This window comes from Ensifer sp. ENS09 (assembly GCF_014852425.1).
GTDB lineage: Bacteria > Pseudomonadota > Alphaproteobacteria > Rhizobiales > Rhizobiaceae > Ensifer.
In genome coordinates this window covers 1,074,848-1,097,653 of sequence record NZ_JACVBP010000003.1, presented here as the reverse complement: position 1 = coordinate 1,097,653, position 22,806 = coordinate 1,074,848, and the positions used below count along the sequence as shown (strand labels likewise).

At 64.1% G+C, this 22,806-nt stretch carries 22 protein-coding genes; 17 read left to right on the top strand and 5 right to left on the bottom strand.

Features of this window, described 5'->3' with window-relative positions; translation table 11 throughout:
• Positions 1-4: 4 nt before the first annotated feature.
• From kynA to IB267_RS20240, 6 genes are all read left to right on the top strand, one after another.
• Positions 5-841, top strand: a complete 837-nt coding sequence (gene kynA / locus IB267_RS20265) for a tryptophan 2,3-dioxygenase (RefSeq protein ID WP_192449189.1) — start codon at positions 5-7, stop codon at positions 839-841.
• 42 nt (positions 842-883) lie between these two features.
• Complete coding sequence (locus tag IB267_RS20260) at positions 884-2,023, top strand: ABC transporter substrate-binding protein (RefSeq protein WP_192449188.1); 1,140 nt, start codon at positions 884-886, stop codon at positions 2,021-2,023.
• Positions 2,024-2,113: 90 nt separating this feature from the next.
• Entirely contained in the window at positions 2,114-3,034 is a 921-nt protein-coding gene (locus tag IB267_RS20255; protein ID WP_043624088.1) for a branched-chain amino acid ABC transporter permease, read from the top strand.
• An 8-nt stretch (positions 3,035-3,042) separates the two neighbouring features.
• Positions 3,043-4,014: a branched-chain amino acid ABC transporter permease gene (locus IB267_RS20250; protein WP_192449187.1), complete on the top strand. Its 972-nt coding sequence runs from the start codon at positions 3,043-3,045 to the stop codon at positions 4,012-4,014.
• Positions 4,007-4,756: an ABC transporter ATP-binding protein gene (locus tag IB267_RS20245; RefSeq protein ID WP_192449186.1), complete on the top strand. Its 750-nt coding sequence runs from the start codon at positions 4,007-4,009 to the stop codon at positions 4,754-4,756. Before IB267_RS20250 ends, IB267_RS20245 begins: the two co-directional genes overlap by 8 nt.
• Positions 4,753-5,439: an ABC transporter ATP-binding protein gene (locus IB267_RS20240; protein WP_192449185.1), complete on the top strand. Its 687-nt coding sequence runs from the start codon at positions 4,753-4,755 to the stop codon at positions 5,437-5,439. The genes IB267_RS20245 and IB267_RS20240 overlap by 4 nt, the downstream gene beginning before the upstream one ends.
• A gap of 9 nt (positions 5,440-5,448) precedes the next feature.
• On the opposite strand, the gene IB267_RS20235 is transcribed toward IB267_RS20240, so the two are convergent.
• The 5 genes from IB267_RS20235 to IB267_RS20215 all read right to left on the bottom strand — a co-directional run bounded on the left by IB267_RS20235 (position 5,449) and on the right by IB267_RS20215 (position 10,580).
• Complete coding sequence (locus IB267_RS20235; RefSeq protein ID WP_192449184.1) at positions 5,449-6,417, bottom strand: threonine/serine dehydratase; 969 nt, start codon at positions 6,415-6,417, stop codon at positions 5,449-5,451.
• A gap of 135 nt (positions 6,418-6,552) precedes the next feature.
• Positions 6,553-7,800, bottom strand: a complete 1,248-nt coding sequence (gene kynU / locus IB267_RS20230; protein WP_192449183.1) for a kynureninase — start codon at positions 7,798-7,800, stop codon at positions 6,553-6,555.
• A 15-nt stretch (positions 7,801-7,815) separates the two neighbouring features.
• Complete coding sequence (locus IB267_RS20225) at positions 7,816-8,739, bottom strand: ABC transporter permease (protein WP_192449182.1); 924 nt, start codon at positions 8,737-8,739, stop codon at positions 7,816-7,818.
• Positions 8,740-8,744: 5 nt separating this feature from the next.
• Complete coding sequence (locus IB267_RS20220) at positions 8,745-9,524, bottom strand: ABC transporter ATP-binding protein (RefSeq protein WP_192449181.1); 780 nt, start codon at positions 9,522-9,524, stop codon at positions 8,745-8,747.
• Positions 9,525-9,590: 66 nt separating this feature from the next.
• A complete protein-coding gene (locus IB267_RS20215; protein WP_043612423.1) occupies positions 9,591-10,580 on the bottom strand; it encodes an ABC transporter substrate-binding protein in 990 nt (329 codons plus the stop codon).
• A gap of 163 nt (positions 10,581-10,743) precedes the next feature.
• Here IB267_RS20215 and IB267_RS20210 point away from each other — a divergent pair, with 163 nt between their 5' ends.
• From IB267_RS20210 to pcaF, 11 genes are all read left to right on the top strand, one after another.
• Positions 10,744-11,517, top strand: a complete 774-nt coding sequence (locus tag IB267_RS20210; RefSeq protein ID WP_192449180.1) for a GntR family transcriptional regulator — start codon at positions 10,744-10,746, stop codon at positions 11,515-11,517.
• Positions 11,518-11,617: 100 nt separating this feature from the next.
• Complete coding sequence (locus tag IB267_RS20205) at positions 11,618-12,142, top strand: MarR family winged helix-turn-helix transcriptional regulator (RefSeq protein WP_246765128.1); 525 nt, start codon at positions 11,618-11,620, stop codon at positions 12,140-12,142.
• Positions 12,143-12,378: 236 nt separating this feature from the next.
• Positions 12,379-14,697, top strand: a complete 2,319-nt coding sequence (locus IB267_RS20200; RefSeq protein ID WP_192449179.1) for a bifunctional salicylyl-CoA 5-hydroxylase/oxidoreductase — start codon at positions 12,379-12,381, stop codon at positions 14,695-14,697.
• On the top strand, positions 14,697-15,473 hold the full coding sequence (locus IB267_RS20195; protein WP_192449178.1) for an SDR family NAD(P)-dependent oxidoreductase: 777 nt from the start codon (positions 14,697-14,699) through the stop codon (positions 15,471-15,473). The genes IB267_RS20200 and IB267_RS20195 overlap by 1 nt, the downstream gene beginning before the upstream one ends.
• Before the next feature lie 2 nt (positions 15,474-15,475).
• Positions 15,476-16,318, top strand: a complete 843-nt coding sequence (locus IB267_RS20190; RefSeq protein ID WP_192449177.1) for an enoyl-CoA hydratase family protein — start codon at positions 15,476-15,478, stop codon at positions 16,316-16,318.
• A 2-nt stretch (positions 16,319-16,320) separates the two neighbouring features.
• A complete protein-coding gene (locus IB267_RS20185; RefSeq protein WP_192449176.1) occupies positions 16,321-17,517 on the top strand; it encodes an acyl-CoA dehydrogenase family protein in 1,197 nt (398 codons plus the stop codon).
• 16 nt (positions 17,518-17,533) lie between these two features.
• Complete coding sequence (locus IB267_RS20180) at positions 17,534-18,721, top strand: acyl-CoA dehydrogenase (RefSeq protein WP_192449175.1); 1,188 nt, start codon at positions 17,534-17,536, stop codon at positions 18,719-18,721.
• 12 nt (positions 18,722-18,733) lie between these two features.
• Complete coding sequence (locus IB267_RS20175; protein WP_192449174.1) at positions 18,734-19,162, top strand: thioesterase family protein; 429 nt, start codon at positions 18,734-18,736, stop codon at positions 19,160-19,162.
• Complete coding sequence (locus tag IB267_RS20170; RefSeq protein WP_043612409.1) at positions 19,140-19,535, top strand: RidA family protein; 396 nt, start codon at positions 19,140-19,142, stop codon at positions 19,533-19,535. Before IB267_RS20175 ends, IB267_RS20170 begins: the two co-directional genes overlap by 23 nt.
• Before the next feature lie 11 nt (positions 19,536-19,546).
• Positions 19,547-21,517 (top strand): 3-hydroxyacyl-CoA dehydrogenase NAD-binding domain-containing protein, encoded by a 1,971-nt coding sequence (locus IB267_RS20165; protein WP_192449173.1) that lies wholly within the window; start codon positions 19,547-19,549, stop codon positions 21,515-21,517.
• 5 nt (positions 21,518-21,522) lie between these two features.
• Positions 21,523-22,725 carry a 3-oxoadipyl-CoA thiolase gene (pcaF, locus tag IB267_RS20160; protein WP_192449172.1) on the top strand — a complete coding sequence of 401 codons (1,203 nt, stop codon included), beginning with the start codon at positions 21,523-21,525 and terminating at the stop codon, positions 22,723-22,725.
• Positions 22,726-22,806: the final 81 nt, after the last annotated feature.

Below are 22,806 nucleotides of genomic sequence, written 5' to 3'. Positions count from 1 at the left end.
AAATATGAGCAAGTCATACGATCCTTCGAAAGAAGGCGCCCAAATGTCGTTCAAGGGACGCATGTCCTACAGCGACTACCTGATGCTGGAAAAGGTGCTGGACGCACAGGAGCCGCTTTCCAAAGCCCATGACGAGATGCTGTTCATCATCCAGCATCAGACGTCCGAGCTCTGGATGAAGCTCGCGCTGCACGAGATCAACGCGGCGGTCCGCTCGATCCGCGACGACCGGCTGGAGCCGGCCTTCAAGATGCTGACGCGCGTCGCCCGCATCTTCGAGCAGCTGAACAGCGCCTGGGACGTGCTGCGCACGATGACCCCCAGCGAATATACCACGTTCCGCGAATCGCTCGGCCAATCCTCCGGTTTCCAGTCCTGGCAGTACCGGGCGATCGAGTTCCTTGCCGGCAACCGCAATGTCGCGATGCTCGGCCCCCATGCGCACCGCCCCGACATCATGGAAAAGCTGGAAGCGATCCTTTCAGCGCCGTCGCTCTACGACGAGGCGATCCGGCTGCTTTCGCGCAACGGCTTCGACGTCGGCGCGGAAGCGGACAAGACCGATTGGCGCGAGACGCGTACCGAAAGCGACAAGGTCTTTGCCGCCTGGCAGACCGTCTACCGCGATCCGGAACGCTACTGGATGCTCTACGAGCTTGCCGAGAAGCTGGTCGATTTCGAGGACTATTTCCGCCGCTGGCGCTTCAACCACGTCACGACGGTCGAGCGTATCATCGGCATGAAACGCGGAACCGGGGGCACATCCGGCGCGTCCTATCTGAAAAAGATGCTCGAAGTGGAACTTTTCCCCGAGCTCTGGCACGTGCGCACGGGTCTCTGATAGAACACAACCCAAAAGGGAACCAACAAAGAGGAGAACAGCATGAACCGCATTCTGGCCGCGGGCCTTCTTGGCCTTTCGCTTGCGACATCGAGCCTTGCCCATGCCGAGCCGGTGAAGATCGGAGTCATCACCACGCTTTCAGGCGGCGGCGCCGGCCTCGGCATCGACATGCGCGACGCCTTCACCCTGGCTATCAAGCAGTCGGGCAACAAGGACGTCGAACTGGTGATCGAGGACGATGCCCAGAAGCCGGAACTTGCGGTGCAGATCGCCGAGAAGATGATCCAGGGCGACAAGGTCGACCTGATGACGGGCATCATCTGGTCGAACCTCGCAATGGCCGTCGTGCCGAACACGGTGGCGCAGGACGTGATCTATCTCTCGCCGAACGCCGGCCCTTCGGCGCTTGCCGGTGCGAACTGCAATCCGAACTATTTCAACGTCGCCTACCAGAACGACAACTTCCACGAGGCGATGGGGCAATACGCCAACAAGGACTACAAGAACGCCTTCATCCTGGCGCCCAACTATCCGGCCGGCAAGGACGCGCTGACCGGGTTCAAACGCTACTATAAGGGTGCACTTGCCGGCGAGATCTACACGCAGGTCGGCCAGACCGACTATGCCGCCGAGATCGCCCAGATCCGCGCCTCGGGCGCCGACAGCGTCTACTTCTTCCTGCCCGGCGGCATGGGCATCGCCTTCATGAAGCAATATGCCCAGTCGGGCGTGAATATCCCGGTCATGGGCCCCGGCTTCTCCTTCAGCCAGGACGTCCTGCCGGCGATCGGCGATGCTGCCCTTGGCGTCAAGAACTCGGCAACCTGGTCGAAGGACCTCGACAACGAGGCCAACAAGAAGTTCGTCGAAGCCTTCAAGGCCGAATACAAGCGCCTGCCCTCGATTTACGCGGCACAGAGCTGGGACACGGCAAACCTGATCCTCGCCGCCCTTTCCAAGGCTGATGTCAAGGACAAGGACGCCTTCCGCGCAGCACTTAAGGCAGCCGACTTCCAGTCGGTGCGCGGCAAGTTCGTCTTCAACAACAACAACCACCCGATCCAGAACATCTACGTTCGCGAGGTGGTGAAGGAAGCCGACGGCGTGCTCACCAACAAGATCATCGCCACCGCCTTCGAAGACCACAAGGACGCCTACGCGGACAAGTGCAGCATGTAACGCTTGTCGCCCGTCACCCGGATGCCCGGCTTCGATGCCGGCATCCGGTCGATGATCCGTGTCGTCCCGAATGAAGCTTGGACCGGTCTCTTGTTCACCGCACTTCTCATCGAACAACTGCTCAACGGGCTCCAGCTCGGTGTGATGCTGTTTCTGATGGCCGCCGGCCTGACGCTGATCTTTGGCGTCATGGGTCTGATCAACCTGGCACACGGCTCGCTCTACATGATCGGCGCCTTTGCCTGCGCGACGGTCGCAGCCGCGACAGGCTCCTTCTGGATCGGGCTGATCGCGAGCCTTGCGGCCGCCGCCGGCGTCGGCGCGATCATCGAGGTCGCCGTCATTCGCAGGCTCTATGACCGCGATCATCTCGATCAGGTGCTCGCCACCTTCGCGCTGATCCTGGTCCTGTCGGAAGGCGCCCGCTGGCTCTTCGGCTCGTTCCCGCTCTATCTCGACATCCCGCCCGTGCTCCAGGGCGCGGTGCCGCTTCCGGGCGGCGGCCAGTACCAGCTCTACCGGTTGGCGATCATCGGCGTCGGTATCGCCGTCGCGATCGGCCTCTATCTGCTGATCTCCCGTACCCGGCTCGGCATGCGCATCCGGGCGGGCGAGTCCGATCGCGAGATGATCGGAGCGCTCGGTGTCGACATAGGTACGCTTTATACGGTGGTCTTCGCGCTTGGAGCGGCGCTTGCCGGGCTTGCCGGTGCACTGGTCGGCGCGCTGCAATCGGTGCAGGTCGGGATGGGTGAGCCGGTGCTGATCCTCGCCTTCGTCGTCATCGTCATCGGCGGCATCGGCTCGATCAAGGGCGCGCTGGTCGGTGCCATCATCGTCGGTGTCGTCGACACGATGGGCCGCTTTCTGCTTCCCTCGCTTTTGGCACTCACCATGCCCGCATCGCAGGCGACCACGATCGGGGCAGCGCTCGCCTCGATGCTGATCTATGTCGTCATGGCTCTCATCCTCGCCTTCAGGCCAAGCGGCCTGTTTGCGGCGCAGTCGTGAGGGTATCGATGACCCGCGAAACCACAATCAACCTGCTGCTCGCCCTCCTGCTTCTCGGCGCGCCGATCCTGGCCGCAAGTCTGGGCGAACCCTTCTATGTGACGCTCGCAACCCGCATCGCGGTGCTGGCCCTTGCCGCCGTCGGCCTCAATATGGCGCTGGGGCTCGGCGGGCTGCTTTCCTTCGGGCATGCGGCGTTCTTCGGCCTCGGCGGCTACGTCGCCGGTATCCTTGCGACCCACGCCTTCAATGCCGAGCCGCTTTTCGCTGGCATTCCGGCGACGACGTCGATGCCGATTATCTGGGTTACGGCGATCGCGGTCGCCGGCCTCATCGCGTTGCCGATCGGCGCGATCAGCCTGCGTACGTCGGGCGTCTATTTCATCATGATCACGCTCGCCTTCGCGCAGATGATCTACTATTTCGCCATCTCCTGGCCGGCCTATGGCGGCGAGGACGGCCTGTCCTTGTCGATGCGCAACGCCTTTCCCGGCGTCAACACCGCCAAGCCCCTGCCCTACTTCCTGATCTGCTACGCGGCTCTGATGGCAGCGCTGCTCCTGTTTCGCGTCGTCGAAGGCTCGCGCTTCGGCAGCGCCCTGCAAGCGGCAAGGCAGAACGGGATCCGCCTTGCGGCAGTGGGCATTGCGCCCTTCAACATCCGGCTCGTCGCCTTTGCCGTCTCGGCGATGATCACCGGGCTCGCCGGCGCGCTCTATGCCGATCTCAACCGCTTCGTCGGGCCCTCGATGCTCTCTTGGCACATGTCGGGCGAACTGATCGTGCTGATCATCCTCGGCGGCAAGGGCCGGCTGTTCGGCCCCGTCGCCGGCGCGATGATCTTCGTCTTCGTCGAATATGTGCTCGGCGGTATTACCGAGCGCTGGCAGTTCTTCCTCGGCCTCATCCTGCTCGGCATCGTGCTCTTTGCTCGCGGTGGTCTGCTGGGTCTCCTCTCCGGAAAGCCGCGCCATGTCTGAGCCCGTTCTCGAAATCCGCGATCTCAGAAAATCCTTCGGCGCGCTGAAAGCGACCGATGGTGTCAGTCTTGAGCTCCGCCCCGGCCAGATCCACGCACTGATCGGCCCGAACGGCGCCGGCAAGAGCACCCTGATCCACCAGATCGCCGGCTCGCTCAAGGCCGACAGCGGCACCATCCGCTTTCTCGGCCAGGATATCGGCGGCCTCGACATGGCCGCCCGCGCACGGCTCGGCCTTGCGCGCAGCTTCCAGATCTCCTCGCTGGCGCAGGAGTTCTCGGCGCTTCGCAACGTCATGCTGGCAGTACAGGCGCGGCAGGGCAGCAGCTTCCACTTCTTCCGCCAGGTGACCCGCGACAAGGACCTGATCGAACCAGCGATGGCCATGCTGGAGCGCGTCGATCTTGCCGCGCGTGCCCATGTGCCGGCAGCCGAACTCTCGCACGGCGAGCGCAGGCAGCTCGAAATCGCCATCGCGCTGGCGTTGTCGCCAAAGGCGTTTCTGTTCGACGAGCCGATGGCCGGCATGGGGCCGGAGGGCTCGAAGCGGCTGACCTCCTTCCTCGACGGTTTGCGCCACGAAGCGCCGATGCTCCTGGTCGAGCACGACATGGATGCGGTCTTTGCGCTGGCGGACCGCATTTCCGTGCTGGTCTATGGCCGCATCATCGCGTCGGGCACGGTCGATGAAATCCGCAGCGATCCCGAAGTACGCCGGGCCTATCTGGGAGAAGCCGCGTGAGCCTGCTCGAACTGAAAGGCCTTGAAACCTTCTACGGCGCTTCCCAGGCGCTCTTCGGCGTCAACCTCGATGTACGCGAGGGGGAGGTCGTCGCGCTCATGGGCCGCAACGGCATGGGCAAGACGACGACGATCAATTCGATCCTCGGCCTCGTGCGGCCGCGCTCGGGCGCAATCAGCTTTGCCGGCAAGACGATCTCCGGCCTGCGTCCGCACCGGATTGCGAGACTCGGCCTCGGCCTCGTGCCCGAAGGACGGCGCTGCTTTCCCAATCTCACCGTCATGGAGAACCTTGTGGCCACCGCCCGCGGCAACGGATGGACCTTCGAGAAGGTGACCGCGCTCTTCCCGCGCCTCGGCGAACGGCGCGACCAATATGCCAACACACTCTCTGGCGGCGAGCAGCAGATGCTGGCGATCGGCCGGGCGCTGATGACCAATCCGAGCCTGCTCATTCTCGACGAGGCAACCGAAGGGCTTGCCCCGGTCATCCGCCAGGACATCTGGTCGGCGATCCGCACACTGAAGACGGCAGGACAATCGATCCTCGTCGTCGACAAGACGCTTTCGGAGCTGCTGCCTGTTGCCGACCGTTGCTTCGTGCTCGAAAAGGGTACAACCGTCTTTGAGGGCGCTCCAGCCACGCTGACGCCAGAACTTCAGGACCGCTATCTCGGCGTTTGAGCCAGTCGCTCAGGCCGAGGGAATGCCACCGCCGAGCACGGTGGAATAGGCGGTAGCATCGATGTTGCCACCGGAGATCACGCAGACGATGTTGCCCTTGAGATCCGGCCGGGCGATTGCGGCGGCAAGCGAGGCAGCCCCCGCGCCCTCGGCGACGATCTTTGCCTTCTTGAAGAGGAGCCGCATCGCGTCACACACCTGCGCCTGGCTGACGGCGATCGCACCGTCGATCAGGTTCCGCGCCACTGGCCAAATATGCGGCACCAGCGATGGCGCGCCGATACTCTTGATAAAGGACGGGCGGGTTTCGATCGTCACGATCTGCCCGGCCTCAAGAGCTGCCGAAACCGGTGCGGCGCTGTCATCCTCGACGGCAAAGACACGGCAGCGGCCGGAAGCGGCCTTGATGGCGCTGGCCACCCCGGTGGTCATGCTGCCGCCGCCAAAGGGCGTCAGCACGACATCGACCTCGGGCAGGTCCTCGACGATTTCCATGCCGATGGAGCCGTTGCCGGCCAGCACCGCCTGGTCGGTCACCGGATTGATCAGCAGCTCCGGCGCGTCCGGGCGATCGGCGCCAGTGATGTAGTCCCACCAGGTCTCGGCACTGACGAAACGCACCTCACCACCAAGCATACGCACGCCGTCTATCTTGGTCTGCGGCGCGCCGCGATACATGTAGGCAACCATCGGCACGCCGATAAGGCGTGCCGCCCAGGCCATGCCATAGGCCATGTTACCGGAACTGGTGACTGCGACGCCGTTTTTGAGATCGGCCGGATCGCGCGACAAGACAGCGTTCAGGGCCGGACGGAGCTTGAAGGCGCCGATCGGAGACAGCGTCTCCAGTTTCAGGAAAATCTGGCAGTCCGGAAGCCCAAGGTCGAGCCTGACCAGCGGCGTGCGCGCGAAATGCGGCGCGATGCGTTTGCGAGCATCGGCGATTTCGTCCGGGGTCGGGCGGCGTGGCGCAGTCATGGCTTAAGTCCCCCGTTCGCCGTCCTCTCGCCCCAGGGCACAGTAGCTCTGAACGAACGCTGCGGGCGGCTACCTCAGCACGCGTCTGAGCAAGAATGCAGCGGGCGACAATGCCGCCCGCTACGCTGCAATCGATCAGGTCACGGCCGCACGGACCGCGAAGCGCGCATCCTTCCAGGCACCGGTCTTGAGGATGTCTTCCAGGATTTCGACCGCCTGCCAGACGTCGGCATAGCTCACATAGAGCGGCGTGAATCCGAAGCGCATCGTCGTTGGTGCCCGGAAATCGCCGATGACGCCGCGGGCAATGAGCGCTTGCATGATCTCGTAGGCGTTCGGGTGTTTGAACGAAACCTGGCTTCCGCGCTTGGTACCATCGCGCGGGCTTTCGAGCTCGAGGCCATAGGCACCGCATTTCGCCTCGACCAGCGCAATGAAGAGGTCCGTGAGGCCGATGCTTTTTTCGCGCAGCGCCTTCATGTCGACCGCGTCCCAGACGTCGAGCGCCCCCTTCAGTGCCCGCAGCGACAGGATCGGCTGCGTTCCGCAGAGGAAACGTCGAATGCCCTCGCCGGCTGCATAGTGCTTTTCGAAGGCGAAGGGACGGGCGTGGCCCCACCAGCCGCTAAGCGGCTGGCGGATATCGCCGTGGTGACGGGTGGCGGCATAGATGAAGGCGGGGGCGCCGGGGCCACCGTTCAGGTACTTGTAGGTGCAGCCGACGGCGAAATCGACATTGGCGCCATCGAGATCAACCGGCAGGGCGCCAGCCGTATGGCAGAGGTCCCAGATGACCAGCGCGCCGTGTTCGTGCGCCTTGCGGGTCAGCGCCGCCATGTCGCGCAGCTCGCCGGACTTGTAATTGACATGGTTGACCAGAACCACGGCGACGCTGCCGTCGATCAGGTCCTCGATCTCGGGTGCATCGACCCCTTCGAGCCGGAGCGAAGCACCGGCGCGCGTCGAGACCACGCCTTCGGCCATGTAGAGGTCGGTCGGGAAACTGCCGCCTTCGCTGACAATCACCGACCGATCGGGCCGCAAGGCCATCGCCGCATGCAGCGCCTTGTAGATGTTGATCGAGGTGGTGTCGCAGACGACGGTCTGGCCGGAGGCAGCCCCGATCAGCCGCCCGACCCGGTCGCCGAGCGTCAGCGGCATCTCGAACCAGCCGGCGGTGTTCCAGCTGCGGATGAGGTCCTGACCCCATTCCACGGTCGCGGCCTTCTGAAGTTCGTCGAAGGCGGCGGTCGAGGCGACGCCGAGCGAGTTGCCGTCGAGGTAGATGAGCCCCGGAGGCAGGATGAAGCGCTCGCGCATCGGGGCGAGCACATCGGCCGCATCCATGGCCTTGATCGCGGCAAGATCAGGAACTGCATTCATGAAGGTGGTCCTCATTTATTCGCGAACGGTTTCGCGGGCGGGTGCCGGCCCACGGCTTCGCTTGAGGCTCGGAAGAGCCAGCATGGCAAGAACGAAGAGCCCGGTCGCCAGTTTCAGGTCCGGCGGCGGCATGCCGGCCGCCAGGCAGAAGGAGACGAGCTGGTAGTAGACGATGGCGCCGACGAAGGGTGCCGCGAGCTGGCGCGCCACGCTCTGCTTGCCGACGATTGCTTCGCCGATCATCAGCGCTGCAAGCCCGTTGATCAGGATGCCGAGGCCCATGTTGACGTCGGCAAAGCCCTGCGACTGCACCATCAGTGCGCCGCCTGCCGCCGAAAACGCGCCCGCCAGTCCGACGCCGCCGATCGTCGCCATCCAGACATTGATCCCTTGCGCTTCGGCCATGTCAGGGTTGGCCCCGACGGCGCGCACGGCCGTGCCCTTCTCCGTGCGGAAGAAGTGATAGAGCAGGAAGAAGACGATGAGTGCGATCAGCCCCGCAACCACGATCTTGCTTGCCGGGAAGCCCGGCTGCAGTCCCGGCGCCCAGTCGAACACCGTCGGCGCACCGAAAACGGAAAGGTTCGAACGGCCCATGATCCGGAGATTGATCGAATAGAGCATCGTCATCATCAGAATGCCGGCAAGCAGCGTGTGGATCCGGAACCGCAGATGGATGAAGGCCGTACAGCAGCCGGCGAGGAAGCCGGCGAGAAGCGCGATGGCGATTGCCGCAAGCGGCGACATGCCGGCCGCCATCAAGACGCCGCAGACGCAGCCGCCGAGCGGAAATGCGCCTTCGCTGGTCAGATCAGGAAAGCTCAGCATGCGGAACGGGATCATGATCCCGAGCACGACGAAGGCAAGGATCAGGCTCTGCGCGAGCGTGACGGGAACGAGCGAGATGAAGCTCGCGACGGTGTTTTGAATGATATCCATGATCGTCAGCTCGCCAGGAACATGCGGTCGGTTTTGACGGAGAAGTGGCCGATCAGATCTGGCACGGTCGTCTGCGCCTTTTCCTTGCCATCGATCTCGAGGCGCACGCGCCCGGCATCGAGCATGATGACCTTGTGACCAAAGTCGACGGCATGCTGCATGTTGTGCGTCACCATCAGCGTCGTCAGCTTCAAGGCTTCGACCGCACGGATCGTCGCCTGCATGACGATATCTGCCGTGCGCGGATCAAGCGCTGCGGTGTGTTCGTCGAGCAGCAGCAGTTCCGGCTCGCCGCCGACCGCCATGATCAAGGACAGCGATTGCCGCTGGCCGCCGGACAGAAGCTCCACCCGTGTGTCGAGGCGGTTCTCGAGGCCGAGACCCAGAAGCGACAGGCGTTCCCTGTAGGTGGCAAGCCGCGTTGCATTCAATCCGCGCCGCAGCGTGCGCTTGTTGCTGCGCAGTTCGGCAAGCAGCATGTTTTCGGCCACCGTCATCGAGGCGGCGGTGCCGCGCATCGGGTCCTGGAAGACGCGGGCAAGCCGCATCGCGCGCTTGTGCACGGGCGTCGCCGTCACGTCGTCGCCGTTGATGACGATCTGGCCGGTATCGAGCACCAATGAACCCGAAATGGCGTTGAGCATGCTGCTCTTGCCGGCGCCGTTGGAACCGATGACGACGCCGAATTCGCCCGTGGCAAGGCTGAGATTGAGGCCGTCGAGCGCGACCTTTTCGTCCGGCTGCCCCTTGTAGAAGACTTTGCGGGCCGATCTGATTTCCAGCATTGGCTCCCCCTTAACTTATGAAATGACGGCGCTCGGGGCGCCGTCACTGAAGAGACAAGACGGAGATCAATCGACCACGCAGTTGCATTCGGTCGCAAGCGCTGCCGGCACTTCGATACCGAAGGCGGCGGCCGCCTTCTTCGAGATCAGCGGCGCGTGATCTTCATAGGCCGGACGCGACGGTGCGATGGTCTTCGGGTCTGCACCCTTGAGGATCTGGGCAGCGATCTTGCCGGCATTGACGCCGACCTGCTCGTAGTTGACCGCAAAGCTTGCCGGTACGACGCCGTCACGCACGGCACCGTCGTCGGAGTTGACGATCGGGATCTGTGCTTGGCGCGCGGCTGCCGAAACGGCGCCGATCGCCGGCTGCAGCAGGTTGGATGCGGGCGTGTAGATCACATCGGCCTTGCCGGCGAAGGAGGCGATGCGCTGCTGGATGTCGTTGACGTTGTCGACGCCGACCTCCACAACCTCAAAACCTGCAGCAGGGGCCGCTTCCTTGATCTTGTCGAGCAGGGCCTGGTCGTTCGCTTCACCCGGATTATAGGGCACGCCGAAACGCTTGGCGTTCGGAAGCAGCTTGTGCGTAAAGGCCATGACGGCGGCCACGTCCTGAAGGTCGGTCGCACCGGTCATGCCGTCGTCACCAGCTTCCCAGGACGGAACGAGCTTGGCGGCCACCGGATCGGTGACGGCCGAGAAGACCACCGGAATGCCGGAGCCGGCGAGCGCCTTCTTGGCGATCTGCGAGACCGGCGTGGTGATCGTATAGACCAGCTTCGGCTGTTCGGCCTGCAGCTTGGCGATCATCTGCGGAACCAGCGAGGCGTCGAAATTGGTGTGGCTCTCGGTGTAGACGACATCCTTGCCTTCGACGAAGCCGTTTTCGGCCAGTGCCTTCTTGAAGCCGGCGATCGACGCGTTCAATTGCGGATGCTCGCCGAAATTGGCAATGCCGATGCGGATCGGATCGGCAGCAGCCGCGCCCAGTCCCCATGCCATTGCGCCGGCGACAACCAATCCCGAAAGCCACGTGCTCTTAAGCCTGCTCATACATCCCTCCCAGAATTTGACGAGCGTTACCGCCCTCCTCGGCGGCTTGGGCGGATCATGGGACCGCACCGGCCTCTTGTCAAACTAATATATATATTTTCATTCGAGGCGCTGAACTATATATATTTGCCTCAACCCGAGTGTGGGGGCTAAGGGAACTTGGATGCAAGACCAAGAACAGTCGACCAAGACGGAATCGGCCTACCGGCTGCTGCGCCGCGACATCCTTGCGACGCGGCTGAAGCCGGGCGCGCCGATGAAGCTGAGCACGCTGCGCGAAAGCTACGGCATCGGCTGGACGCCGCTTCGCGAGGCCCTCTCACGGCTGGAGGCGGAAGGGCTGGTGACGGCCATCAGCAATCGCGGCTTTGCCGTTGCTCCGGTGTCACGCGAAGAACTCGACGACCTCACCCGCGCCCGCCTTGCCGTCGAACTGCCGCTGCTCATCGAATCGATCGAGAACGGCGACAGCGCCTGGGAATCCGCCGTGGTCACGGCACACTACCGGCTGTCGCGCTGCAAGGTTTCCGTCGAGCGCTTCTCCGAGAGCGAAGTCGACGAGTGGGACGAAAAACATGCCGGCTTTCATACGGCTCTAATCAGCGCTGCAAGATCGCGCTGGCTCACGCGGTTTCAGGCAACGATCTCCGACCAGCTTCGCCGTCACCACCGCTTCTTAAGCCTGGCGCCGACGATGCGGGCTGCTGCCGGTATGAGTGCAGGCTACGAGGAGGCCGTTGCGGCGCTTGAGGACGCCATGGCGATCGAGCACCATACCGAGCTGATGGAGGCAGCACTCGATCGCGATATCGAGCGTGCCCGCATCCTGATGGCCGAGCACATCGGCTTTACCGTCAACGTCTATGTCCAGTCCGAAGATGGCGGTCGCGCGTCGCCATCGCTCGCCCAGGCAGTGCCCGGCCTTGCGTCCAAATGACGGCCCGTGACAACCTGTCCAAGACCTGCTTACCTCTCTAAAAGCAGAAAAACGAAAGAGCCGCTGATTTGCGGCGCAGGGTTGGAAGCGGACGTTGGGAATGATGGGTGAAGACAAGTTCGACACCTCGCCGGAATGGGTGGATGGCGAGACCAAGGCGCTCGAGGCTCCGGGCGATCACCGCGCAGAGCTCAGGCTATGGCTGCGTCTTCTGACCTGTTCGACGCTGGTCGAAAGCGAAATCCGTCGGCGGCTGCGGGAAGAATTCGATTCGACCTTGCCGCGTTTCGACCTGATGGCCCAGCTCGAGCGCGCGCCTGACGGCATGGTGCTTGGCGAGGTCTCCAAGCGCATGATGGTCTCGCCCGGCAACATTACGGTACTGGTGGAGCGGCTGACCGAGAGCGGCCACATCAACCGTACGACGCTTCCGACCGATCGACGTGTTCAGATCATCGCCCTTACCCCCTTCGGCCGCGCCGAATTCGAGAAGATGGCGGCAAGGCATGCCGATTGGATCTCGGACCTGTTCGCCGGCCTTCCGGCCAAGGACGGCGGCGTGCTGATGGACGAGCTCGCCACGCTCAAGCGGTCGATCATCGCCTCGCTTGGCCGAAACTCCTGAGGCCCGCGCGCCTCGGCCCTTCCTATCCTCCCTTGCCTTCTGCCGCACCGGCCCTGAAGCGATGCGACAGCGCTCGCCCGCGCGGCGAAAGCCGGCGTCGGCATCCAGTCTGCTCAAAACAATTTTAAGCTTGAAATTTCTCCGGAACGAGTCCACCCTGCTTGCAACAGTCCGGCATGGCCGCTTGCGCCAGCTCGACGGTGACGCGCGCAGCCGGAACTCGGGAGGAGAACGACATGCGGATCGTCTGTATCGGTGGCGGACCTGCCGGCCTCTATTTTGCGCTGCTGATGAAGCGGCAGCACCCGGAGCACTACGTCACGGTGGTCGAGCGGAACCGCGCCTTCGACACCTTCGGCTGGGGGGTGGTTTTCTCGGACGCCACCATGCAGTCGATGCGGCAATGGGACCCGGAAACGGCCGAGGCGATCGAGGTTTCCTTCAACCATTGGGACGATATCGAGCTGGTCTTCAAGGGCCGCAAGATCCGCACGACCGGCCACGGCTTTGTCGGCATCGGCCGCAAGAAGATGCTTAACATCCTCCAGGAACGCTGCCTCGAACTCGGCGTGGAGCTTCTGTTCGAGCAGGACGTGGAAAGCGACGAGCAGTTCGCCGATGCGGACCTGATCATTGCCGCAGATGGCGTCAACTCGCGGATCCGCAACAAATACGCCGACGTCTTCAAGCCCGACATGGTGATCCGGCCGAACCGCTATGTCTGGCTCGGCACGGACAAGAAGTTCGACGCCTTCACCTTCGATTTCCAGCGCACCGAACATGGCTGGTTCCAGGCGCATATCTACCGCTTCGACGAGAACACCTCGACCTTCATCGTCGAGACCACCGACGACGTCTTCAAGGCCCATGGTCTCGATCAGATGGACCAGGACCAGTCGATCGCGTTCTGCGAGAAGCTCTTTGCCGGCACGCTCGACGGCCACAAGCTGATGACCAATGCGCGGCACTTGCGCGGCTCGGCCTGGCTGAACTTCGGCCGGCTGATCTGCGAGAAATGGAGCCATTTCAATGGCCAGAGCCACGTCGTCCTGATGGGCGACAGCGCCCATACGGCCCATTTCGCCATTGGCTCGGGCACCAAGCTTGCGATCGATGACGCGATCGAGCTGACCCGCCAGTTCGACATTCTCGGCCACGACAAGGCGAACATCCCGGCCGTGCTCTCGGCTTACGAAGAAGTGCGCCGCGTCGATGTCGCCCGCATCCAGAATGCCGCCCGCAATGCCATGGAATGGTTCGAAGTGGTCGGCACGCGCTATGCCGACACACTTGAGCCCGAGCAGTTCATGTATTCGATGCTGACCCGCTCGCAGCGCATCAGCCACGAAAACCTTCGCCTGCGCGACAAGGACTGGCTCGAGGGCTTCGAGCGCTGGTTTGCCGAACGCGCCGGTGTCGAGCCGGCAGCGAACGGTACGGTGCCGCCGCCGATGTTCACGCCGTTCAGGCTTCGTGGCCTGACACTGAAAAACCGCATCGTGGTTTCGCCGATGGCGATGTATTCGGCGACCGACGGCGTGCCGAACGATTTTCATCTCGTGCATCTCGGCGCGCGCGCCATGGGCGGTGCCGCCCTCGTCTTCCCGGAAATGACCTGCGTATCGGCCGACGCCCGCATCACGCCCGGATGCCTGGGGCTCTGGAACGACGAGCAGGCCCAGGCCTTCAGGCGCATCGTCGACTTCGTGCACCAGCAGACGCCCGCCAAGATCGGCATCCAGCTCGGCCATGCCGGCCGCAAGGGTGCGACGAAGGTCGCCTGGGAGGGGATCGACCAGCCGTTGGACGAAGGCGGATGGCCGCTCATTTCCGCGTCCGCCCTGCCCTACCTCAAGCATTCGGATACGCCGCGGGAAATGACGCGGGCGGATATGGACCGGGTGGTCGCCGACTTCGTGCGGGCCACCGAACGGGCCCGAGATCTCGGTTTCGATATCCTCGAACTGCATGTGGCGCACGGCTACCTGCTGTCGAGTTTCCTGTCGCCGCTCACCAATCTGCGCACCGACGACTATGGCGGCGACCATGCGGCTCGCGCCCGCTTCCCGCTCGAAGTCTTCCACGCAGTCCGTAAGGTCTGGCCCGAGGACCGGCCGATGTCGGTCCGCCTCTCGACCCATGACTGGCACGAGGGCGGCAATACGCCCGAGGATGCGGCGATCTTTGCCCGGCTGTTCAAGGAGGCGGGCGCCGACATGATCGACTGCTCCTCCGGCCAGGTGGTGAAGGAGGAAAAGCCGGTTTATGGCCGGCTGTTCCAGACGCCTTTTTCCGACAAGATCCGCAACGAGATCCAGGTCCCGACCATCGCCGTCGGGGCGATTTCCGAGGCCGACCACGCCAATTCGATCATTGCCGCCGGTCGCGCCGATCTCTGCGCGATTGCCCGTCCGCATCTGGCCGACCCGTCCTTCGTCATGCACGAGGCGGCGAAGATCGGCTACGAGGAGCAGCCCTGGCCGAAACAGTACCATTCGGCTCGAGCGCAGTATGTGAACAACCTGGCGCGCGCCGCAACGACGGCGGGCAAGTGATGAGCAAGAGGCACGCCCTCGTCACGGGTGCCGGCAGCGGCATTGGCAAGGCGATCGCGCTGGCACTGGCCGCCGACGGCCATGTCGTCAGCCTCGCCGGCCGGCGCGCAGCACCACTTGAAGCCGTGCGGGACGAAATCCTTGCGGCCGGCGGACAGGCCCTTGTCCGTGCCGGCTTCGATGTGACCAACCCGGAGGCGGTCGAGCAAGGCATTGCGGCCGCAATTGCCGAAGCCGGAGACATCGCTGTTCTCGTCAACTGCGCCGGCGAAGCGCCCTCGGCACCGTTCGAAAAGACCGACTTCGCGCTTTGGCAGCGGGTGCTTTCCATCAACCTCACCGGGGTCTATCTGGTGACGCAGGCAGCGCTTGCCTCCGTGCGGCGGGCCGGCAACGGCCGGATCGTCAACGTCGCGAGCACCGCGGGCCTCACCGGCTATGCCTATGTGTCGGCCTATTGCGCGTCGAAGCACGGCGTCGTCGGCCTGACGCGTGCGCTGGCGCTCGAGCTTGCCCGCACCGACGTCACCGTGAACGCCGTCTGCCCCGGCTTTACCGACACACCGCTGATCGACGGCGCGCTCGATACGATCAGCGAAAAGACCGGCCGCTCGCGCGAGGAAGCACGCGCCAGCCTTGCCCGCTCCAATCCGCAGGGCCGTCTGGTGACGCCGGAAGAAGTCGCCCACACCGTCTCCTGGCTGGCGTCGGAGCGAGCGACCGCAATCACCGGCCAGGCGATCGCTGTCGCCGGCGGCGAAGTTCTCGGAGGATAGAGATGACAAATCCGATGCAGGCCAAGAAGCGCGCCTTCAAAGACCACAAGGCCAAGCACTTCCTGTTCGAGACGGATGCCGACGGGCGCGTCGCCACGATCACCCTCAACCGTCCGGAAAAGAAAAACCCGCTGACCTTCGAAAGCTACGAAGAGCTCTGCGATCTTTTCCGCTCGCTTGCCCGCGCCAGCGACGTGCGCGCCGTGGTGCTGACCGGCGCCGGCGACAACTTTTCCTCCGGCGGCGACGTCTTCGAGATCATCGAGCCCCTGACGCGCATGCCTATGCCCGATCTTCTGGATTTCACCCGCATGACCGGCGAACTGGTGCGCCAGATCCGCGCCTGCCCGCAACCGGTCATAGCAGCGGTCGACGGCATCTGCGCTGGCGCTGGCGCCATTCTGGCCATGGCGTCGGACTTCCGCGTGGCAACGCCGGAGGCGAAGACGGCCTTTCTCTTTACCCGCGTCGGGCTGGCGGGTGCTGACATGGGCGCCTGCGGCATTCTTCCCCGCATCATCGGCCAGGGCCGCGCCGCCGAACTGCTCTTCACCGGCCGCGTCATGACCGCGACGGAGGGTAATGCCTGGGGCTTCTACAATGCCCTGCACGAGCGTCCGTCGCTGCTTGCCGAAGCGCAGAAATTCGCACGCAATATCGCCGACGGTCCCTGGTTTGCCCATGCGATGACCAAGAAGATGCTCGACCAGGAATGGGCGATGGGCATCGACCAATTGATCGAGGCGGAAGCGCAGGCGCAGGCGATCTGCATGGCGACCGGCGACTTCCGCCGGGCCTTCGAGGCCTTTGCCGCCAAGGCGAAGCCGGAATTCAAGGGGAACTGAGCATGGGTTCCCCTAATACCGCCATAGGCGCACCGACCCGCGATCATCTCGATTGGCCGTTTTACGATGACAGCCACCGTGCGCTCGCGGTGAAGCTGGACGGTTTCATAGCAAGCGGTGGCCTGGGCAACGTCAATCACGCCGATGTCGATGCCGCCTGCAAGCGGCTGGTCGCAGCGCTCGGCGCCGCAGGCGTGCTTCGTCATTGCGTCCCGAAGGCATTCGGGGGTGCGAGCGAAGAGATCGACAGCCGGTCGCTGTGCCTGATCCGCGAAACGCTCGCCTACACAGACGGGCTTGCCGATTTTGCCTTCGCTATGCAGGGCCTCGGCACCGGTGCAATCAGCCTGTCCGGCTCCGAGGCATTGAAGCAGGCCGTCCTGCCCAAGGTCGCGCGCGGCGAATGGATCTCCGCCTTTGCGCTTTCCGAACCCGAGGCCGGCTCTGATGTCGCGGCGATGGAGTGCGCTGCGCGCCGCGACGGCGATCACTTCGTGCTCGACGGCGAAAAGACCTGGATATCGAACGGCGGTATAGCCGACGTCTATACCGTCTTTGCCCGCACCGGCGAGGCGCCCGGCACGCGCGGCATTTCGGCCTTCGTGGTCTTTGCCGATACGCCGGGCTTCACGATCGCCGAGCGCATCGAGACGATCGCGCCGCATCCGCTTGCCCGGCTTCGCTTCGACGATTGCCGCATCCCAGCCTCACAGCTTTTGGGCACGCCTGGCGAAGGCTTCAAGATCGCCATGCGCACACTCGACATCTTCCGCCCCTCCGTGGCTGCCGCCGCAATCGGCTTTGCCCGCCGCGCGCTCGACGAGGCGGTGGCGCACGCGAAAAACCGCAAGATGTTTGGCGCGACGCTTGCCGACCTGCCGACGGCGCAAAGCACGCTCGGCGAGATGGCGACCGCGATTGACGCGGCAGCCCTGCTGACCGGCCGCACCGCCTGGCAGCGCGACGTGCAGAAGCGGCCGACGACACGCGAAGCGGCAATGGCGAAGATGACGGCGACAGAGAACGCGCAATGGGTGATCGACCAAGCGCTGCAGCTCTTCGGTGGCCGCGGCGTGAGCGTCGGCGAGATCACCGAGCGGCTCTATCGCGAGATCCGCGCGCTCAGGATCTACGAGGGCGCGACCGAAGTTCAAAAACTCATCATCGGCCGCGAGCTGATGAAGGGCACGGGACGATAACGAGGGGATGTCGAACATGCATGGTTCGAAGGCGTCATTCGACTGGCAGGATCCGTTCAACCTGGATGGGCAGTTGAGCGAAGAGGAACGCATGGTGCGGCACACCGCGCAAAGCTATGCCGAAGACCGGTTAGCCCCGCGCGTCCAGGAGGCGTTCCGCCACGAAAAGACCGATCCGTCGATCTTCGCCGAGATGGGCGAGCTTGGCCTGCTGGGTCCGATGGTGTCGGAGGAATACGGCGGCGCCGGCCTCAACTATGTTTCTTACGGCCTGATCGCCCGCGAGGTCGAGCGCATCGACAGCGGCTACCGCTCGATGATGAGCGTGCAGTCTTCGCTCGTCATCGTGCCGATCTACACCTTCGGCAGCGAAGCGCAGAAGCGCAAATATCTGCCGGGACTGATTGCCGGCACCAAAGTCGGCTGCTTCGGCCTCACCGAACCGGACCATGGTTCCGATCCCGGATCGATGATCACGAAGGCTAGCAAGGTCGATGGCGGCTATCTGCTGTCGGGTTCCAAGACCTGGATCTCCAATGCGCCGATCGCCGATGTCTTCGTCGTCTGGGCAAAGACATCGGATGGTCTGATCCGCGGCTTCATTCTCGAAAGGGGCTGGAAGGGTCTGAGCGCCCCGGCGATCCATGGCAAGGTGGGCCTGCGAGCCTCGATCACCGGTCAGATCGTCATGGACGAGGTCTTCGTGCCGGACGAAAACATGCTTCCTGATGTGACCGGCCTGAAGGGCCCCTTCACCTGCCTCAACTCCGCGCGCTTCGGCATCGCCTGGGGCGCACTCGGTGCAGCCGAGTCCTGCTACGAGACGGCGCGGCAATACGTGATCGACCGCAAGCAGTTCGGCCGGCCGCTCGCCGCCAACCAACTGATCCAGAAGAAACTCGCGGACATGGCAACCGAGATCGCCCTTGGCCTGCAGGGCTGCCTGCGCCTCGGGCGCATGAAGGATGAAGGCAATCCGCCGGTCGAGCTGACCTCGATCCTCAAGCGCAACTCCTGCGGCAAGGCGCTGGAGATCGCCCGAGCGGCGCGCGACATGCTCGGCGGCAACGGTATTTCGGACGAGTTTCCTGTCGCTCGCCATCTCGTCAATCTCGAAGTGGTCAACACCTATGAGGGCACCCACGACATCCATGCGCTGATCCTCGGCCGTGCCATCACCGGCATTGCCGCCTTTGCGAACTGAGGTCCGGCACAAATGTTCAGGACCAGGAGACCGCTGCGCTTCGGAGACTGCGACCCCTCGGGGATCGCCTATTTCCCGTCCTACCTCAACATTCTCGTCGGGGTGACGGAGGACTTCTTTGCGTCTCTCGGCTTTCCCTGGAAAGCCATGAACGACGAGCGGCGGATCGGCGTGCCGACGGTGCGCCTCGATCTCACTTTCTCTCGCCCGGGCTTCCAGGGCGACGAACTGGATTTCGCGCTCAAGGTCGCGGGCATCGGCCGCTCATCGCTCGACATGGAGCACACGGTCTCGGCGAAAGGCACCGTGCTCTGGACAGCAAAACAGCGGGTCGTTGCCACCTCGCTCGACACGCACGCTTCTTTCGCCTGGCCGGACGATATCCGCGCCGCGCTGACACAACATCTGGAGACGACCGATGCACACCATCCTGCAACCTGAAGGCTGGGCTAAGCCCATCGGCTATTCCAACGGCGTTTCGGCTAAGGGCCGCACTGTCTTCGTCGGCGGCCAGATCGGCTGGAATGCGCAGTCCGAGTTCGAGACCGACGATTTCGTCGAGCAAGTGCGCCAGACTCTCAAGAACGTCGTTGCCGTGCTTGCGGCCGGCGGCGCCGAGCCGCAGCACATCACCACCATGACCTGGTACTTCACCGACAAGCAGGAATATGTCGGCAATCTGCGCGGCATCGGCCAGGCCTATCGCGAGACCATCGGCCGGCATTTCCCGGCGATGGCGGCGATGCAGGTGGTGTCGCTCGTCGAGGACCGCGCCAAGATCGAGATCCAGGCCACCGCCGTCGTCCCCGATTGAGGTTTGGCAGCATGTCCGAGATCCGATTTTCCGAGAGCGTGTCTGCCCGCCTCGAAGGCAATGTTCTCGTCGTTACCATTGACAACCCGCCCGTCAACGCGATCTCCGCGCATGTCCGGTCCGGCCTGACGGCGGCGCTCGATCATGTTGCCGAGCAGCCGGCGATTGCCGCTCTCGTCATCAGCGGCGCCGGCAACACCTTCATCGGCGGCGCGGATATCCGGGAGTTCGGCAAGCCGCCGATCGAACCGGTGCTGCCTGAGGTGATCGAGCGTATCGAGACCTTCGACAAACCTGTCATCGCCGCCGTCAACGGCGCTGCCCTTGGCGGTGGCTGCGAGGTAGCGCTTGCCTGCCACGGCCGCATCGCCGGCGAGAAGGCATCGTTCGGCCTGCCCGAAGTCAAGCTCGGCCTTGTCCCGGGCGCCGGCGGGACGCAGCGTCTGCCGCGCCTGATCGGCATGATCGCGGCGATCGAACTCATCGGAACCGGGCGTGCCGTCAAGGGCGCCGAAGCCGTGGCGCTTGGCCTTGCCGACAGCCTTGCCGCCGATCCCGTCGCTGCTGCGCTGGCTTTCGCAAAGGAACAGGCCGGCAAGCCGCTTCGTCGGACCGGCATGATCGCGGTTCTGCCTGCGGACGGCGAAGCCGTCGGCGCGGTGGAAGCGAAGGTTCTGGCGCGAGCTCGTGGCCAGGCCGCGCCCACTGAAGCCGTTCGCCTCATCAAGGCAGCCGGCGAACTCGATCTGAAACAGGGACTGGCTGAGGAACGCGCGACCTTCTTAAGGCTTCGCGATTCCGCCGAGTCAGCAGCCCTCAGGCATGTGTTCTTTGCCGAGCGCGCCGCCGGCAAGGTCGAGGGACTTGACAAGGTTTCGCCTCGGCCGATCGTGACTGTCGGCGTGGTCGGCACTGGGCTGATGGGGTCCGGCATCGCCGTCTCGGCCCTGACGTCCGGCTACCGTGTGATCGCGATGGAGCAGACGGAGGAAGCGGCCGCCGGCGGGCGGGCGCGCATCGCCGAGACGCTGGAGAAGACCGTACGTAGCGGACGACTGACTGCTGATGGACGCGACGAATGCCTGGCGCGACTGCAGACGACGGCGAAAGCGGCGGAACTCGCGGAGGCCGAACTCGTCATCGAAGCGGTGTTCGACGACCTCATGGTCAAGACGGAGCTGTTTCAGAAGCTCGACGACATCGTCGCGCCTGGCGCCATTCTCGCGACCAACACCAGCTATCTCGACCCCGATGCGATCGCGGCGGCTACCGGCGATCCCTCGCGCGTCGTGGGCCTGCATTTCTTTTCGCCCGCCAACGTGATGCGGCTCGTCGAAGTCGTGGACTGTGCAGAGACGGCGCCTGACGTGCTGGCGACGGCACTCGCCTTCGTCAAACGGCTCGGCAAGCTGCCGGTCGTAACCGGCGTCACCGAAGGCTTCATCGGCAACCGCATCTTCTCGGCCTATCGCCGCGAAGCGGAGTTCATGTTGGAGGATGGAGCACTCCCGCACGAGATCGACGCCGCGCTCGAGGCCTATGGTTTTCCGATGGGCATCTTCGCCGTCAACGACATGGCCGGGCTCGAGATCGCCTGGGCACGGCGCAAGCGACAGGCCGCGACCCGCGATCCTGCCGCACGCTATGTCGAAATCGCCGACAGGCTCTGCGAGGCCGGCCGTCTCGGCCGCAAGAGTGGCCGCGGCTGGTACGCCTATCCCGATGGTAAGCGCATCGTCGATCCTGACGTCACGGCGGTAATCGAGGCGGCGCGGGCAGCCAAGGGCATCACGCCGCGCGCCTTTGATTCTGACGAGATCGTGAGCCGGCTTCTGGACACCATGCACGACGAAGGTAACGCGCTGCTCGCCGAAGACATTGCCGCGCGTCCCGGCGACATCGATCTGGTGATGATCAACGGCTACGGATTTCCCGCGCACAAGGGTGGGCCGATGTTCGCCGCCGGGCAAAGCAAAGGATAAATCTCATGGCTGAAGCCTATATCATCGGCGGCGTCCGCACGCCGATCGGCCGCTACGGCGGTGCGCTGTCGAGCGCCCGCCCGGACGATCTGGCAGCGCATGTGATCCGCGAGGCGTTGGCGCGCGTTTCATCCGTTCCGGCCGAAGCGATCGACGAAGTCGTGCTTGGCTGTGCCAATCAGGCCGGCGAGGATAATCGTAACGTTGCCCGCATGGCCGCCTTGCTCGCCGGGCTACCGCAGACGGTTGCGGGAACGACGATCAACCGGCTCTGTGGTTCCGGTCTGGACGCTGTCGGCTACGCTGCCCGCGCGATCAGGCTGGGCGAAGCCGAGATCATGGTCGCCGGCGGCGTCGAAAGCATGTCACGCGCGCCTTTCGTCATGCCGAAGGCGGAAGGCCCGTTCCAGCGCAGCACCGAGATCCACGACACCACCATCGGCTGGCGCTTCGTCAATTCGCTGATGAAGGACCAATACGGCATCGACTCGATGCCGGAGACCGCCGAAAACGTCGCCGCCGAGTTTTCCATTTCGCGCGAAGACCAGGACGTCTTTGCGCTGCGCAGCCAGGCGCGCGCGGCAGCTGCGCAAAAGAGTGGGCGCTTCGCCCGCGAGGGCGCCCCCTATGCGATCAGGGGACGCAAGGGCGAGACGACATGGATCGAACAGGATGAACATCCGCGCGAGACCACGATCGAAAAGCTCGGCAGCCTGCCGACGCCCTTCCGCGCCAATGGCACGGTGACCGCCGGCAATGCTTCCGGCGTCAACGATGGTGCTGCCGCGCTCATTCTCGCCTCGGCCGGCGCGGTCGAGCGTTACGGACTTCAGCCGTTGGCCCGCGTCGACGGCATGGCAACGGCCGGTGTCGCGCCGCGCATCATGGGCATCGGTCCGGTCTTTTCGACGCGAAAGCTGCTGGAGCGTTTTGGTCTCGGCATCAGCGACATCGATATCGTCGAGTTGAACGAAGCCTTTGCCGCACAGGCGCTCGCCTGCATGCGGCAGCTTGGACTGGCCGACGATGCGCCCCACGTCAATCCGAACGGCGGCGCCATCGCGCTCGGCCATCCGCTCGGCATGTCCGGCGCGCGTCTGGCCCTCACCGCGGCCCTGGAGCTTGAGGCGCAGGGTTCGAAGCGTGCGATTGCCACCATGTGCATCGGCGTCGGACAGGGCATTTCGATGCTGTTGTCACGGCCGTAGCGATTGGACGTTTCGGTCGTCCGCCGAAGGCCGCCCAAAACGTTGAGAAAGCCGGGCTACTCAGTTGAGGAGTTAAGACCG